This window comes from Paenibacillus thermoaerophilus (assembly GCF_005938195.1).
Lineage (GTDB): Bacteria > Bacillota > Bacilli > Paenibacillales > Reconciliibacillaceae > Paenibacillus_W > Paenibacillus_W thermoaerophilus.
In genome coordinates, this window is sequence record NZ_VCQZ01000007.1 from 104,006 (window position 1) to 118,974 (window position 14,969).

Sequence of the window (14,969 nt, forward strand, 5' to 3'; positions counted from 1 at the left end):
GAAACGTGTAAGATAAACGAACTTACGGGGGGATTCGCTGATGAAGCGCGTTTCGACCAAAGCGATGCTCGTCCTAACGGCCGCGATGACAGCGCTTGCAGGCTGCGGGAGCGAGAACGAAGGACAATCCGGCCAGTCGCCCGGCCCGACGGGCGCCGAGCAGAACGTTTATAAGGAAAAATACGATCCGCCCGTCACGATTACGACGGTGTGGGGCATCGATCCCGCGCTGAAGTTCAAAAACGGCGAAACGATCGAAAATAACGTCGTGACCCGGTGGGCGCTCGAGACGCTTGGCATTAACGTCAAGACGCTCTGGTCGGTGACCGACACCAACGGCGCCTTCGCCACAAAGCTGAGGCTGGCGATGTCGTCCGGACAAGATATGCCCGACGTCGTGACAGTGGGCAAGGATGATCCCCAGCTTGTCCAGAGCTTGATCGATTCCGGCATCTTCCAGGAAGTCGGCCCCCTGTTCGACAAGTACGCTTCGGAGAAATGGAAGAAGGCGATGGCGCTCGATCCGACCGTCTGGGATCAATATACGAAAGACGGCAAGCGGATGGGCATCCCGGTGCTCGACTACGCCTACAACCACGATTACCTGCTGTGGATTCGCCAGGACTGGCTCGATAAGCTGGGCCTGCAAGGACCGAAGACGCTGGCCGATCTCGAAGCGGTCATGGAAGCCTTCAAAACGCGCAACCCCGACGGCCTGAAGCCGGAGGAAGTCATCCCATTGAGCATCGGCTTCAAATCGAGCATGAACACGTGGATGGGCGATCCGTCCTGGGTGTTCGGCGCGTTCGGCACCATTCCCCAGCAGTGGAACAAGGGAGCGGACGGCAAGCTCGAATACGGTTCCGTCAACGCCAACATGAAGCCGGGGCTGCAGAAGCTGAGCGAATGGTACGCCAAAGGCTACATTCCCAAAGAAGCGGCGCTGTGGGACGAGAACAAGACGGCGGAACCGGCGGTGGCGGGCAAAGCGGGAATCATCCCCGGACCGTATTGGATGAGCGGCTGGCCGCTGACCGATACGCTCAAGAATGTCAGCCATGCCGTATGGAAGCCTTACCCGATCCCGACGGGACCGGACGGCAAAGCGGCGCGCCACGGCACGAACTTCACCAACGGCGTCACGCTGATCAACAAAAACATGAAGCATCCGGAAGCGCTGTTTACGTATCAGAACTATCTGTTCGAGCATCTGGCCGATCCGCAGCCGGGCGGCGTGTTCGACATCGGCCTGTTCAAGGGTTACGACTACGATCTCGACGCGAACGGCCAACCGGTGTATCTGGATAAAATCCCGGGCGGCGAAGTCAACGTCATGCGTTACTTCCTCATCCGCGACGGCGCGCGCATCCCCGACGCGCAGATGAAGGCGCTGCTGAATCTGGCCGAAGGCAAAGAACCGAAGACGAGGCTCGAAAAAGAAGTCAAAAACAACTACGGTCCGGAGACGCCCGCCGCGGCGAAGGTGCTCATGTCGCAGAAAGACATCTCGTGGCCGAATTTGTTCAACGGCCCGGCCACGCCCACGATGAAAACCAGAATGGATTATCTGACCAAAATCGAGAGCCAGACGCTGAACGAGATCATCTACGGCAAGCAGCCGCTCGATGCTTTCGACAAATTCGTCTCGACGTGGAAGTCGTCGGGCGGCGACGCCATCACGCAGGAAGTCAACGCCTGGTACGACAGCGTCAAGAAATAGCATGAAAGGAAGTACGGTACGAAAATGACGGAAGCGGCCGGAAGTCGGACCGCTTCCTCTACTTTCGGCCGGCGGTCGGCGGGGAGGCATAGGCATGAAAGGATTCAAAAGAACATGGCCGTTTCATCTGATGTTGTTGCCGTCGTTGGTTCTCTTGGTGATCTTCAACTACATCCCGATGGGCGGAATCGTGATGGCGTTCCAGGACTATAAGCCCTGGCTCGGCATTGGCGGATCGGAATGGGTCGGTCTGGACAACTTCCGTTATTTGTTCGAGCGCCAGGACAGCTTGCAGGTGATCTGGAACACGCTGCTGATCGCCGCCTTGAAGCTGGTGTTCAATCTGGCCGCTCCGTTCACGTTCGCCCTGTTCCTGAACGAGGTGCGACGGGAAGGGTTCAAGCGGTACGTGCAAACGATGGTGTATTTGCCGCATTTCCTGTCGTGGGTCATTCTCGGCGGCATCTTGCTCGACGTGTTGTCCACCGACGGCGGCTTCGTCAACCGGGCGCTGACGGCGATGTTCGGCATCGAGCCGATCTTTTTCCTGGGCGACGGCAACTGGTTTCGCTTCACCGTGGTCGTCTCCGACATCTGGAAGGAGTTCGGCTTCGGCGCCATCGTGTTCCTCGCGGCGCTTGCCAATGTCGACCCTTCGCTGTACGAAGCGGCCGAGGTGGACGGCGCCAGCCGGCTCAGGCAGACGCTGCACATTACGATCCCGTCGATGCTTCCGATCGCGATCGTCGTCGGCACGCTGTCGCTGGGCAACATCCTGAACGCCGGCTTCGACCAGATCTTCAACCTGTACAATCCGCTTGTATACGACAAAGGCGACATTATCGACACGTTCGTCTACCGTACCGCGATTCTGAGCGGAGAGATGGGGTTCGGTACGGCGATCGGCCTGTTCAAATCGCTGGTCAGCCTCGTGCTGATCCTGATTTCGTACCGATTGGCCTACAAATGGGCGGGCTACCGCGTATTTTGACGGAAAGGAGTGCCGGACATGTACCACAAGACGGTTCCGTACCGGATTTTTACGGCGTTTAACACGGTCGGCCTGCTGATGCTGTCGCTGCTGTGCGTCATCCCGCTCGTTCACGTGCTGGCCGTGTCGTTCAGCGCCAAATCGGCGGCCGATGCCAATCTGGTCGTGTTGTGGCCGGTCGATTTCACCCTCGAAGCCTACAAAAAAACGATCGACAATCCGGTTTTCCTGCATTCGATCTGGGTCTCCGTGCTGCGAACCGTAACCGGCACGGCCCTTACGCTGCTGCTTGCGGTGACCGCGGCTTATCCGCTGTCCAAGGAAACCTCCGTATTTCGCGGGCGCAACGTATACGCGTGGATCTTTGTTTTTACGATGATCTTTAACGGAGGGCTTGTCCCGTTCTACATCGTCATCCAGAAGCTCGGCCTGGTCAATACGTTCTGGGTGCTGATTATCCCCGGCGCGGTGAACGTATGGCTGACGATTTTGCTGCTGAACTTTTTCCGCGGCATCCCGAAGGAACTGGAGGAAGCGGCTTTGATCGACGGAGCGGGACATTTCCGGACGCTGTTCCACATCTATTTGCCCGTGTCGCTTCCGGCGCTGGCGACGCTGACGCTGTTCAGCATGGTGTTCCACTGGAATTCCTGGTTCGACGGCCTGCTGTACTTGAGCAATTCCAGGGACTATCCGTTGGCCACGTTCCTGCAGACCGTCATTATTCAACGCGACATGAGCTCGATGAGCTTCGATCCGAAGGAGATGGAGCTGATCTCGCAGAAAACGGTCAAGGCGGCGCAAATTTTTATCGGCGCTCTGCCGGTGCTGATCGTGTATCCGTTCCTGCAGAAGTTTTTCGTCAAAGGGCTTGTATTGGGCTCGGTCAAAGGATAAGGCCGAAATCGAACCGTAACGGGAGGGACCGGGATGAAGAAGACGTTTTACCGGGGGGCCGATCTGTCGTTCGTCGACGAGATCGAACGAGAAGGCGGCGCCTATTACGAGGGGGACCGGCCGGGCGATGTGCTGGACATCGTGCAGGCGAGCGGCGTGAATTCCATCCGGCTGCGAATCTGGAACGAACCCGCGGGCGGGTACTGCAACCTGGAGCGGACGCTGGCGATGGCGCGGCGGATCAAGGAGCGGGGATTGCACTTGCTGCTGGATTTCCACTACTCGGACAAGTGGGCCGATCCCGCCAACCAGTGGAAACCCCGCGCTTGGGAGGGATTGGACTACGACGCGCTTCGCGATGCGGTCGGACTGTATACGGCCGATGTGCTGCATGCGCTTCGGGACGCGGGCGCCCTGCCCGATATGGTGCAGATCGGCAACGAGATTACGCCGGGCATGCTGTGGGACGACGGCCGGGTGGACGGCGAGCACGACACCGACGGCCAGTGGAAGCGGTTTGCCGGGCTGGTGAAATCGGGCATCGACGCGGCGCGTTCGGTCGACCCGGCGATCGAGATCATGATCCATATCGACAGGGGCGGCGACAACGCGTCCAGCGTCAAGTTCTTCGACCGGTTCCGAGAGCAGGGGGTCGAGTTCGATACGATTGGCTTGTCCTATTATCCTTGGTGGCACGGCACGCTGGATGACCTCCGGGCCAACCTGGCCGATCTGGCGCTGCGGTACGGCAAGCCGATCATCGTGGTGGAGACGGCCTATCCGTGGACGCTGAACGGGCCGGAAGGCTCGCCGCTGATCGTTCGTCAAGAAGAGCAACTGCACGCCGGATACCCCGCCACCGTCGAAGGACAATCCCGCTACTTGGCGGACTTCGCGGCGGTCATCAGGGAGACGCCCGGCGGCCTGGGCGCCGGTTACCATTATTGGGAACCGTGCTGGATTCCGTCGAAGCCGGAATGGTCGGTCGGCCACGCCAACAATTGGGCGAACTTGACCTTGTTCGATTTTGCCGGCCGCAAGCTGGCTTCTCTGGATACGCTCGGACGCGGCTGAACAGGTTAATGAATCTCCAAAATAAAACGCAAGCGAACGGCCAAGCCCTTTCGCCTCCAAAACAAGGAGGTGTCGAGGGCTTTATTTTATAAGATCTGATTATTTGAAGATAATTATGTTCATATATGGTTCACCGGACTTCTCACTTGTGGTATTCTATCTATATCTTTATCTTCAGATCTTCAAATATTAAGGGGCTTGATCGATGAATCGCGAACTCCAGCAATTCAAAGCGGAATTCTTTAAAGCGTTGGCTCATCCGATGCGCATTCGGATTCTTGAGGTGCTGAGCGAAGGACCCAAAACCGTTAATGAGCTGCAGACCATTCTGGGAAGCGAAGGCTCGGCCGTGTCGCAGCAATTGGCCGTGCTCCGCAATAAAAACGTCGTAAGCGGAACGAAAGAAGGCACTTCCGTTATTTATTCGCTTCGGGATCCTCTCATCAAGGATCTTCTTCAGGTTGCCAGACAAATATTCGACAACCATCTGGTCGATGCCATCTCGATGCTGGAATCCGTCAGAACCGAATAATCCCAATCATCCAATATCCTGAAAGAAGAAGGGTTTCGCAATGAAGGCATGGGGAAGATTTGCCGGATACAATACGGAGTATTTTCGCCGGGATCTGCTGTCGGGGCTGATCGTCGGCGTCATAGCCATTCCTCTGGGGATGGCTTTTGCCATTGCTTCTGGAGTCAGCCCGCAATACGGCATATACACCACGATCATCGCCGGGTTTATCATCTCTTTGTTGGGGGGCTCCCGGTTTCAAATCGGCGGCCCGACGGGGGCGTTCGTGCCCATCTTGTTTGCGATTGTCATGCAGTACGGCTACGAGAACTTGCTGATCGCGGGAATATTGGCGGGAATTTTGCTGGTCCTGATGGGGGTTTTCAGGCTGGGGGCGCTTATTAAATATATCCCGCGGCCGGTCACCATCGGGTTTACCGCCGGGATCGCCGTCCTGATTTTCACCGGGCAAATCGCGAATTTCCTGGGGCTTCGCGACATCCGGAAGCACGAAGATTTTCTCTCCAACATGAAGGAAATCGGCTTGCATTTTTCGACGGTTAACGTGTACAGCGTCATCACCGCTGTTATAAGTTTGGCGTTCCTGTTATGGCTGCCCAAGCTGCTCCCGAAAGTTCCCGCTTCGCTGATCGGCCTTGTGGTATCCAGCTTGATCGCCGCCTGGTTCTTCCCGGATCAAGTGGCGACGATCGGTTCGACGTACGGCGCAATTCCCAGCGAGCTTCCCGCTTTTCATTTGCCGGAGATTACCCTTGAGAAAATCGAGTTGCTTATCCGTCCCGCCTTGGTGATCGCCATGCTGGGCGGGATCGAATCGCTGTTGTCCGCCGTCGTGGCCGACGGGATGACGGGCAGCCGCCATCACAGCAACCGCGAGTTGATCGGGCAAGGAATCGCCAATATCGTTACGCCTTTATTCGGGGGAATTCCCGCTACCGGAGCGATCGCGCGGACGGCGACCAATATCAAAAGCGGCGCGGCGAGCCCCGTATCGGGCATGGTTCACAGCGTCGTCGTCTTATTGGTGCTGCTGTTGTTCGCCCCGTTTGCCTCCGATATTCCGTTGGCCAGCATGTCGCCCATTCTGATGGTGGTGGCCTGGAATATGAGCGAACGCAAAGAATTTATCCATATTTTGAAAACCAAAACAACCGATTCCGTTGTCCTGATGATGACCTTCCTGCTCACGGTGTTAACCGATCTGACAACAGCCGTGGAAGTCGGGCTCATCCTGGCGGTTATTCTGTTCGCCAAACGGATGAGCGACATCCTTAAAGTCGCCAAAGTTTTGCCCGATCCTTCCGCAAAACATGAAAAGGTCGTCCCTCATATGGTCAACGAAGGGCATGACTGCCCTCAGCTTGCCATTTATACCGTGGAAGGCGCGCTCTTTTTCGGCGCGGCAACTTCGTTTGAACAATCGGTGATGGGCTCGATCCGGCAATGGCCCAAAATTTTGCTGCTCCGGATGGGCAAGGTTCCCTTCATGGACACGACGGGGGAAGCGAATCTGGCCCACTTGGTCAAGGACATAATCAACCACGGCGGCATCGTTCTGATCTCGGGCATTCAGTCCCAGCCGAAAGAAGTGCTGAAAAGCACGGGATTGTACGACCTGATCGGCAAGGAACACTTTTTCGAGCACACCGGCGAGGCGATCGACTACGCGCTAACCCGGTTGGACCGTCCCAAATGCATAGGATGCAGGCATTTTGCGTTTCGGGAATGCGCCGCTTTGTCCGGCCTCGATCCCCAAACCGCGGAAATCCGAACGGACCGCCTCAACAGGCTGACGGTCGACAAATCGGGCGTATGAACAAACCGGTCTGCCCCTACAGGAGCAGACCGGTTTTCCGTTTCTTTCGAATTAGTGCGCGACGACGTTCATCGACATGATCCAGATCGATCCGATTACGATCGTCAGCAGAAGCAAGATACCGAGCAGCAGCGCCATCAGATTGTAGCGCGGCTTCTCCTCTTCCCGGATATGCATGAAGAAGACGAGCTGGACGATGAACTGCAGGGTTGCCGCCGCCAGAACCACGACCGTCATGCCGACGCGTCCCAGCATCCCGTTCATCACGACGACAAGCGGGATAATCGTCAGCACGATCGACAGCGCAAAGCCGATGACATAGGACTTCAGCGAACCGTGACCGCCGCCGTGGCCGCCGTTATGGCCGCCATGTCCGTTCGAAACTGTTTGATGCTGCGCCATCCTACATCACCCCCAGCAGATAAACGAGCGAGAAGACGAAAATCCATACGACATCGAGGAAGTGCCAATACAGGCTGATGATCGTCACCTTCCGGTCCGTCACCGGCGTGATGCCGCGCTGGGCCAATTGAATCATGAGCGCGATCATCCAGACCAGACCGACGGTAACGTGCAGTCCGTGCGTGCCGACCAGCGTGAAGAACGCGGACAGGAAGGCGCTCGTGCTGATCGTCGCTCCCTCGTGCACCAGATGAACGAATTCGGACACCTCCAGCGCGATAAATGCGGCGCCCAGAGCGGCGGTAACCGCCAGCCATCCGATCAGTCCCTTTTTATTGCCTTTCTTCATCTCCAGAACCGCCAAGCCGCTCGTAAAGCTGCTGGTCAGCAGAATAAACGTCTCGGCGATAATGATCGGCATCTGGAACAGCTCTTCGGCCGTCGGTCCGCCGCTGGTGTTAAACCGCAGCACCAGGTAGGTGGCGAACAGCGTTCCGAACAAGATGCAGTCCGTGATAAGAAACATCCAGAATCCGAACGTCTTCAGCGATTCGTGATCGTGATGCTCGTCATGTCCGCCCTGAACGTGATGCCCGGGCGGGACGCTTCCCTGGCCGCCGTGCGCAGGAGCGCCGCTTATGGTTGCGTGTGCCATCAGTAGGCCCCCCTTAGCTTAGCTTCCGTCCGCTCAATTTCTTCCACGGAGATGTAGTAATCCGTATCGTAAGAGAAGGAACGGATCAACATACAGATAACGACGCCGGCCAATCCGGGGATAATCATCCACTTCCAGTCCCATACAAAGCCGAAGCCCGCGACGAACCAGAAGAACGACATAATAAACGGGATGCCCGAATTTTTCGGCATATGAATCGGCTCCAGCGGCGGCAGCGGCGACGGCTGCTCGCCCCGGGCGATGCGCTGCTTCTCTTCCCACCAGGGATCACGGCCGGATACCTGCGGCAGCCGGGCGAAGTTGTACACCGGCGGCGGCGAAGGAATCGACCATTCCAGCGTACGTCCGTCCCAGGCATCGCCCGTTTTCTCCTTCTTGAGGAATTTGATGCTGTGCGCGATCTGCCATACCTGGAAGATAAACGCAATGCCCATCAGGAAGGCGCCGACCGTGGAGACGATATTAAGCGGCTGCCAGCCCATGTCGAAGTCGTACTCGTTGAACCGCCGCGTCATGCCCATGAGGCCGAGCACGTATTGCGGCATAAAGCAGACATAGAAGCCGATATTCCAGAACCAGAACGCCCATTTGCCAAGTCCTTCGTGCAGCTTGAAGCCGAACAGCTTCGGCCACCAGTAGTAGAGTCCGGCGAAATACCCGAACACGACGCCGCCGATCAGCACTTGGTGGAAGTGCGCGATCAGGAAATAACTGTTGTGGAACTGGAAGTCGGCCGGCGCGACGGACAGCAGCACGCCCGTCATGCCCCCGATGACAAAGCAAGGAATAAACGCAATCGTCCACAGCATCGGCGTCGAGAACGTGATCCGGCCGCGGAACATCGTAAACAGCCAGTTGAACACCTTGACGCCCGTCGGAATCGCGATAATCATCGTCGTTATGGCGAAGAAGGCGTTGACGTTGGCTCCCGATCCCATCGTGAAGAAGTGGTGCGCCCACGTGAAGAACGAGGCCACGCTGATGCTCATTAACGCGAACACCATCGATTTGTAGCCGAACAGCTTTTTCCTCGCGAAGGTCGAGACGACCTCGGAGAATATGCCGAACGCGGGCAGGATCACAATATAAACCTCAGGGTGTCCCCACATCCAGATGAGGTTGATGTACATCATCGGGTTGCCGCCGGCGTCAAGCGTGAAGAAATGCGCCCCCAGGTAACGGTCGAGGAACAGCAGGAACAGCGTCACCGTCAGGATCGGGAAGGCGAACATAATCGTCACGCAGGATGCCAGCACCGACCAGGCGAACATTGGCATATCCATCAGCTTCATGCCCGGCGCGCGCATCTTGAGGATGGTCGCCACGAAGTTGATGCCCGTCGCCAGGCTGCCGATGCCGGAAATCTGGATGCCCCAGATGTAGAAGTCCTGGCCGACTCCAGGGCTTAATTGCAGTCCCGACAGCGGCGGATACGCAAGCCAACCGGTATCGGGCGAACCGCCGATGACGAACGATACGTTGAACAGCATCGCGCCCCAGAAAAACAGCCAGAAGCTGAGCGCGTTCAGGAACGGATAAGCGACGTCGCGCGCCCCGATCTGCAGCGGCAGCACGATGTTGAACAAACCGAACATGAGCGGCATCGCCATAAACAAAATCATGATGACGCCATGCGTCGTAAAGATCTGGTTATAGTGATCCGCATGCAGAAACTCCAACTGCGGCGCGGCGAGCTGGACCCGCATGAGCAGGGCGTCCACGCCGCCGCGGAACAGCATCAGCAGCGACGCGATGATATACATGATGCCGATCCGTTTATGGTCGACGGTCGTAAGCCACTCGGTCCAGAGCCATTTCCATTTCTTGAAATAAGTCAGCACGAAGACGATCGCCACGATCGACAATGCGATGGCAACCTGAGAGCCGAGAATCAGCGGGTCGCCCGTGACGAAAAAGTCGTTAAGCAGAAAATCTTTCAAATCGTTCAGCATGGGGAAGCCTCCATTCGCCGTGTATTAATGTCCCGCATGATGGCTGCCTCCGGACGGGGACGGGGATGCGGCAGGCGTGTGCGCGTGCTCGCCCTTCGCGCCGGCGTCCTCCTTGCGCGATTCGCTTTCGCCGCCGGGAGCCGCTCCGTGATGGCGATGGGCGCTGCCGCCGACCGCGTACTGGTTGACGACCTTCTCGAACAACCCTTTCGGGAACGAAGAGAACGTATGCGTCCCGGTCGTGCCGGGAATCTTCAACTGCTCGTAACCTTCTTCGGTGAGCGGGTTGCCGGAAGCTTTCGCCTGCTTCACCCACTCGTCGTATTCTTCCTGCGGCATCGCGTTGACGTCGAACGTCATCTTCGCGAAATGCTCGCCGGTGAAGTTCGCGCCCGAACCGTAATACGTGCCCGGTTCGTCGGCCTGGAGATAAAGCGTCATCGCCATGCCCGACATCGTATAGATCTGTCCGCCCAACTGCGGAATCCAGAAGGAGTTCATCGCCGTCTCCGACGTCAGTTGGAACCGGATCGGCACATCCTCCGGAATGTTGACATAGTTGACGGTAGCGATGCCTTCGTCCGGATATTTGAAGAGCCACTTCCAATCCAGCGAGGTGACTTGAATCGTAACCGGTTCTTTCTCCGATTCGATCGGCTTGGAGGGCTCCAGCGCGTACGTGTACTTCACCGTCACCGTCCCCAGCGCGATAATGATCAAAATCGGAATGGTCCACCAGATGATCTCAAGCTTTGTGTTATGCTCCCACTCCGGCTTGTAAGCCGCTTTGCGTCCCGGCTTGTCGCGATAGCGCCAGACTACCCAGGCGGTCAGCAGCAGCACCGGCACGATGACAATCAGGCAGAGAATGGTCGATAGGTATATCAGATCCTTTTGCGCCTCGCCGATCGGTCCTTTCGGGTCGAGCACGATCACCTTGTCCGTGCACCCCGACAAAAGCGCCGCCATCAGCATCAGCAATGCCGTTGTCCATTTGCGCACATGCGATTTCACTTCACTCACTCCTCGTCGTCAAGCCCGAACCGTCACCGGAACAACGTCTCGGCTAGATGGTTCATCCCGTTAATAAATCGCTCATCTTCAACATAGCAGAAACGCAATGAGATAGCCGCACACTTCACAATCACGTCAAGAATTCGTCTTTTTTCTGTAATAGATCGTTCAACGCTCTGTCACATGTGAACCTTTTCACATATAGAGGGTCGGCGACTCCATTCGCCGCCGCTGCCTTTTCCGTCATCACGCCCGAAAAAAAAGCCGCCCTTTTCCCTTGGGAAAAGAACGGCTTCGTTCGCCTCGCGCCTGCGGCAGCGCGCGCGTCAATAACCTCTGGCGTATTGCCGGGGAGCTTGCACTTCGCCGGTAATGTGCCGGATCGCATGAACCGCCCAATACGGGTCGCGAAGCATGCCGCGGCCGACCGCGATCAAATCGGCGTCCCCGTTGGCGATTACCGAATTGGCGAGTTGAGGGTCATCCAGCAGCCCGACGGCGATAACCGGGACGTTCAGCGCCTCCTTGACGGCTTTCGCCATCGGCACCTGATAACCAGGATAGTTGCCGGGCTTGCGCTTGCCGGCGGGGCCTTCGCCTCCGCTGGAGATATGGAACAGATCGACGCCCGCCTCCCGATACCTGCGGCAAATCTCGATCGCATGATCCAGATCGTAGCCGCCGTCGATATATTCGACCGCCGAAATTCGCATGATCAACGGCATATCGGCCGGCATGACGCTTTTCACCGCGCGGATGACCTCCGTTCCGAACAGAGCGTAATCGCGGCCGTATTCGTCCGACCGGTTATTGATCGCGGGCGAATGGAATTGATGGATCAAATACCCGTGCGCGCCGTGCAGCTCCAGCGTATCGACGCCGGCATCCACCGCGCGTCTGGCCGCTTCCCGGAATTTTCCGACCATCTCGCGCACTTCCTCGGTCGTCAGCGCCCTCGGCTTCTTGAAGCTTGCGTCGACAGGAATCTCCGACGGCCCTACGGGCACTTCCGCATCCTCCGCTTTGCGTCCGGCATGGGCGATCTGGATGCCGATCTTCGCTCCGTAGCGGTGCACCTCGTCGATGATCCGCCGGAACGCCGGAATATGATCGTCCGACCAGAGGCCGAGATCGTAGTCGGTGATCCGGCCATCCGGCTCGACGTCCGTCATCTCCATGATAATCAGTCCAGCCCCGCCGACGGCTCTGGACACGTAATGCACGAAGTGCCAATCGTTCGGGACTCCGTCCTTCGCCTCCACCGAATACTGGCACATGGGCGGCATAACGATCCGGTTTTTCAGCTTTAGGCTTTTCAGTTCGAACTCGGAAGATAAATCGGGCATGGCATTCCTCTCCTTCCGTATCCTTTCGATCGGGCGACATTCTATCTATGTCCCCAAGCTCCATTGTAAATTCCGGATCGAGATCATGCAAAAGAAGCCGCTTCCCTTTCGGAAGCGGCTTGAGCGAAGCTTCGGATCATCTGTCGGGTACCGTTGGATTCCATCCCGATCATAAAGTCGGCGAACTGTTCCTGTTCATTAAAAAGGGCCGTTCTCCCGTAAGGAAGAACGGCCTGTGAGCGATCATCCGCGCGCAGAACCGTTATTGACCGCCGGCCGATGGTTCATCCGTGTGCATCCGGGCATGCACCAGACCGATCGCCGTCCCGATCACATAGATGTGCACGCTGCCGACCAGAAATCCGAGTCCGACCATCAAGCCGACGTTGCGGTCGCTGAAATGCCCCAGGTTGAACAGGCATAAAACGAGCCCGATCGCCAGCACGCCCCAAGCCATCGCGGTCATAACCCGGACGAGCCCCATCACATTGGATGCCGACGGCCGGCGGATTTCATCTGCGGATACCGATTTTGTCGTCATCGCGAACACTCCCGATCTTGTAAGTGCTTTCTTGCTACCAGTATACCACACTTTTCGGGATTTGTTCACTTTTTTATCACAATTCAGCCATGTTTTTGACACATTTTTGGGGCCGACCGTGCTCGCGGCGGCTTCGGCGTTTGCCGGGGTTATTCCTCTCCCGCCTTCCCCGGGTCGTTCCACCGCCGGCTCTGTCTCGGCGCCGGTGAACTGTTCACGGTTGCGCGGTATTGACTTCGGGAAGCGGATTGATTACGATGAGGCGGTATATACAGGAATTCATTGGAAGGGTCAACCTTGCATCACGCTTGGGAAAGGAGCAACTGTATGAACGCCGTGCAGAAAAAAATATCGACGGCCTTGCTCATCGCCACCTTTCTCGCCGCCATCGAAGTGACGATCGTAAGCACGGCGATGCCCGTCATCATTGACGATCTCGGAGGCGTTGAGCTGATAAGCTGGGTTTTCGCCATTTATCTGCTGACTTCGGCCGTCACAACGCCGATCTTCGGGAAGCTCTCGGATTTGTTCGGACGCAAGATCGTCTATATCATGGGCGTTACGCTGTTTCTGGCGGGGTCCGTCCTGTGCGGCCTGTCGCAAACGATGGGGCAGTTGATCGCGTTCCGAGGCATACAGGGACTTGGCGCCGGGGCAATCAACCCCGTCACTTTTACGATTATCGCCGACGCGTTCAACTTCGAGCAGCGGGCCAAAGTGCAAGGCCTGATCAGCTCCATGTGGGGCATCGCGGGCATATTCGGACCGGTGGTGGGCGGATTTTTCGTCGATTATTGGAGCTGGCACTGGATTTTCTTCATTAATCTGCCGTTCGGCATCGTCTCCATGTGGATGATCGGAAAATATTTCGCCGAAACGCTGGATAAGAAGAAGCGCCGGATCGATTACGGCGGCGCGGTCACCTTTATGCTCGGCACCGGAGCGCTGCTGTACGCCCTGCTCACGGGAGGCAACGAGCTGGCCTGGAACTCCGCGGCGATCTTCGCGCTGTTCGGCATCGCGGCCGTGCTGTTGACCGCTTTCTTTATCATTCAAGTCAGGCATCCCGAACCGATGATTCCGCTGTCCCTGTTCAAGAAAGCCGACGTGGCCGTATCGAACGCGGGCGGTTTCTTGACCAGCGCCATCCTGATCGGATTAACGGTTTATCTGCCGCTCTGGATTCAGGACGTGCTGAAGCTGGGAGCAACGTCATCGGGCCTCACGCTGATCCCGATCAGCTTGGGCTGGCCGATCGGCGCCATGCTGAGCGGCCGGATGATGCTGCGCTACGGAACCCGCGCGGCAGCGGTATTGGGAGGGTTGTGGATCGCGCTCGGGGCGATCTCCCTTGCCTGGATCGACCCGTCCACGCCTACGTGGGTGCTCGTCCTGATCATGTTCTTGACCGGTTTGGGCTTCGGGTTGACCACGACGACCTTCACCGTCGTCATCCAGTCCTCCGTCGAAATCCACATGCGCGGCGCAGCCGGATCGGCCAACACGTTTCTGCGCGCGCTCGGCCAGACGCTGGGCGTCGCGGTGCTCGGCACGGTGCTGAACCAATACGTGGCCGGCGGCGCAGAATCGGCGGAACGTCTCGCGGACGGACTGCATGCGGTATTCGTCATCTCCGCCGTCATCGCCGTCGCGAGCTGGATCGTTACGCTGCGGATTCCGCAACGGGACTACCGTCAAGCCGAAAGCCGGACGGCTCCGGATTCGAAATAAACGTCGCAACGGCAAACAACCCGGCGGACCGCGCATGGCGCAGGTTCGTCGGGTTTTCCGTTTCGGACGGCCATATGCGGCTATGTTGCGTTAAGCATGAGACGTATGCGGAATCGCTGGCACGGGAAAAAATCCGTCCCCAGTTCCATTCGAGCCACCAATCTGACGACATGCGCATCCTTGTGCGGTTTTGCAGATGCGTCGGCATTCTTGAATGTGCCGCTTGCCCAATCTGCGAGGCATCCGTGCTCCAAGCACCGGGCGCCTCTGCTTCCCG

Annotated in this window: 13 protein-coding genes; 7 read left to right on the forward strand and 6 right to left on the reverse strand. The window is 57.5% G+C overall.

Features of this window, described 5'->3' with window-relative positions; genetic code table 11:
- Window positions 1-40: 40 nt before the first annotated feature.
- The 6 genes from FE781_RS07000 (at window position 41) to FE781_RS07025 (ending at window position 7,030) form a co-directional block, all read left to right on the forward strand.
- Window positions 41-1,720 carry a type 2 periplasmic-binding domain-containing protein gene (locus tag FE781_RS07000; protein WP_138788901.1) on the forward strand — a complete coding sequence of 560 codons (1,680 nt, stop codon included), beginning with the start codon at window positions 41-43 and terminating at the stop codon, window positions 1,718-1,720.
- 94 nt (window positions 1,721-1,814) lie between these two features.
- Entirely contained in the window at window positions 1,815-2,711 is an 897-nt protein-coding gene (locus FE781_RS07005; RefSeq protein ID WP_138788902.1) for an ABC transporter permease, read from the forward strand.
- 18 nt (window positions 2,712-2,729) lie between these two features.
- Window positions 2,730-3,608 (forward strand): carbohydrate ABC transporter permease, encoded by an 879-nt coding sequence (locus FE781_RS07010; RefSeq protein WP_138788903.1) that lies wholly within the window; start codon window positions 2,730-2,732, stop codon window positions 3,606-3,608.
- Between the two features lie 33 nt (window positions 3,609-3,641).
- Window positions 3,642-4,682, forward strand: a complete 1,041-nt coding sequence (locus tag FE781_RS07015) for a glycoside hydrolase family 53 protein (protein WP_138788904.1) — start codon at window positions 3,642-3,644, stop codon at window positions 4,680-4,682.
- A gap of 205 nt (window positions 4,683-4,887) precedes the next feature.
- A complete protein-coding gene (locus tag FE781_RS07020) occupies window positions 4,888-5,214 on the forward strand; it encodes an ArsR/SmtB family transcription factor (RefSeq protein ID WP_138788905.1) in 327 nt (108 codons plus the stop codon).
- 40 nt (window positions 5,215-5,254) lie between these two features.
- On the forward strand, window positions 5,255-7,030 hold the full coding sequence (locus FE781_RS07025; protein WP_138788906.1) for a SulP family inorganic anion transporter: 1,776 nt from the start codon (window positions 5,255-5,257) through the stop codon (window positions 7,028-7,030).
- Window positions 7,031-7,081: 51 nt separating this feature from the next.
- On the opposite strand, the gene cyoD is transcribed toward FE781_RS07025, so the two are convergent.
- The 6 genes from cyoD to FE781_RS07055 form a co-directional block, all read right to left on the reverse strand.
- Window positions 7,082-7,432 (reverse strand): cytochrome o ubiquinol oxidase subunit IV, encoded by a 351-nt coding sequence (gene cyoD / locus FE781_RS07030; protein ID WP_138788907.1) that lies wholly within the window; start codon window positions 7,430-7,432, stop codon window positions 7,082-7,084.
- Between the two features lies 1 nt (window position 7,433).
- Complete coding sequence (cyoC, locus tag FE781_RS07035; protein ID WP_138788908.1) at window positions 7,434-8,087, reverse strand: cytochrome o ubiquinol oxidase subunit III; 654 nt, start codon at window positions 8,085-8,087, stop codon at window positions 7,434-7,436.
- Window positions 8,087-10,060, reverse strand: a complete 1,974-nt coding sequence (locus tag FE781_RS07040; protein ID WP_138788909.1) for a cbb3-type cytochrome c oxidase subunit I — start codon at window positions 10,058-10,060, stop codon at window positions 8,087-8,089. Before FE781_RS07040 ends, cyoC begins: the two co-directional genes overlap by 1 nt.
- 24 nt (window positions 10,061-10,084) lie before the next feature.
- Window positions 10,085-11,035 (reverse strand): ubiquinol oxidase subunit II, encoded by a 951-nt coding sequence (gene cyoA, locus FE781_RS07045; RefSeq protein ID WP_138788950.1) that lies wholly within the window; start codon window positions 11,033-11,035, stop codon window positions 10,085-10,087.
- A gap of 365 nt (window positions 11,036-11,400) precedes the next feature.
- Window positions 11,401-12,420, reverse strand: coding sequence for an NADH:flavin oxidoreductase/NADH oxidase (locus FE781_RS07050; protein WP_138788910.1), 1,020 nt, complete (start codon window positions 12,418-12,420; stop codon window positions 11,401-11,403).
- A 262-nt stretch (window positions 12,421-12,682) separates the two neighbouring features.
- The gene (locus tag FE781_RS07055; protein WP_138788911.1) at window positions 12,683-12,961 is read right to left on the reverse strand and encodes a hypothetical protein; all 279 of its coding nucleotides are present in this window, start codon (window positions 12,959-12,961) and stop codon (window positions 12,683-12,685) included.
- Window positions 12,962-13,288: 327 nt separating this feature from the next.
- Here FE781_RS07055 and FE781_RS07060 point away from each other — a divergent pair, with 327 nt between their 5' ends.
- The gene (locus FE781_RS07060; RefSeq protein ID WP_138788912.1) at window positions 13,289-14,692 is read left to right on the forward strand and encodes an MDR family MFS transporter; all 1,404 of its coding nucleotides are present in this window, start codon (window positions 13,289-13,291) and stop codon (window positions 14,690-14,692) included.
- Window positions 14,693-14,969 lie beyond the last annotated feature (277 nt).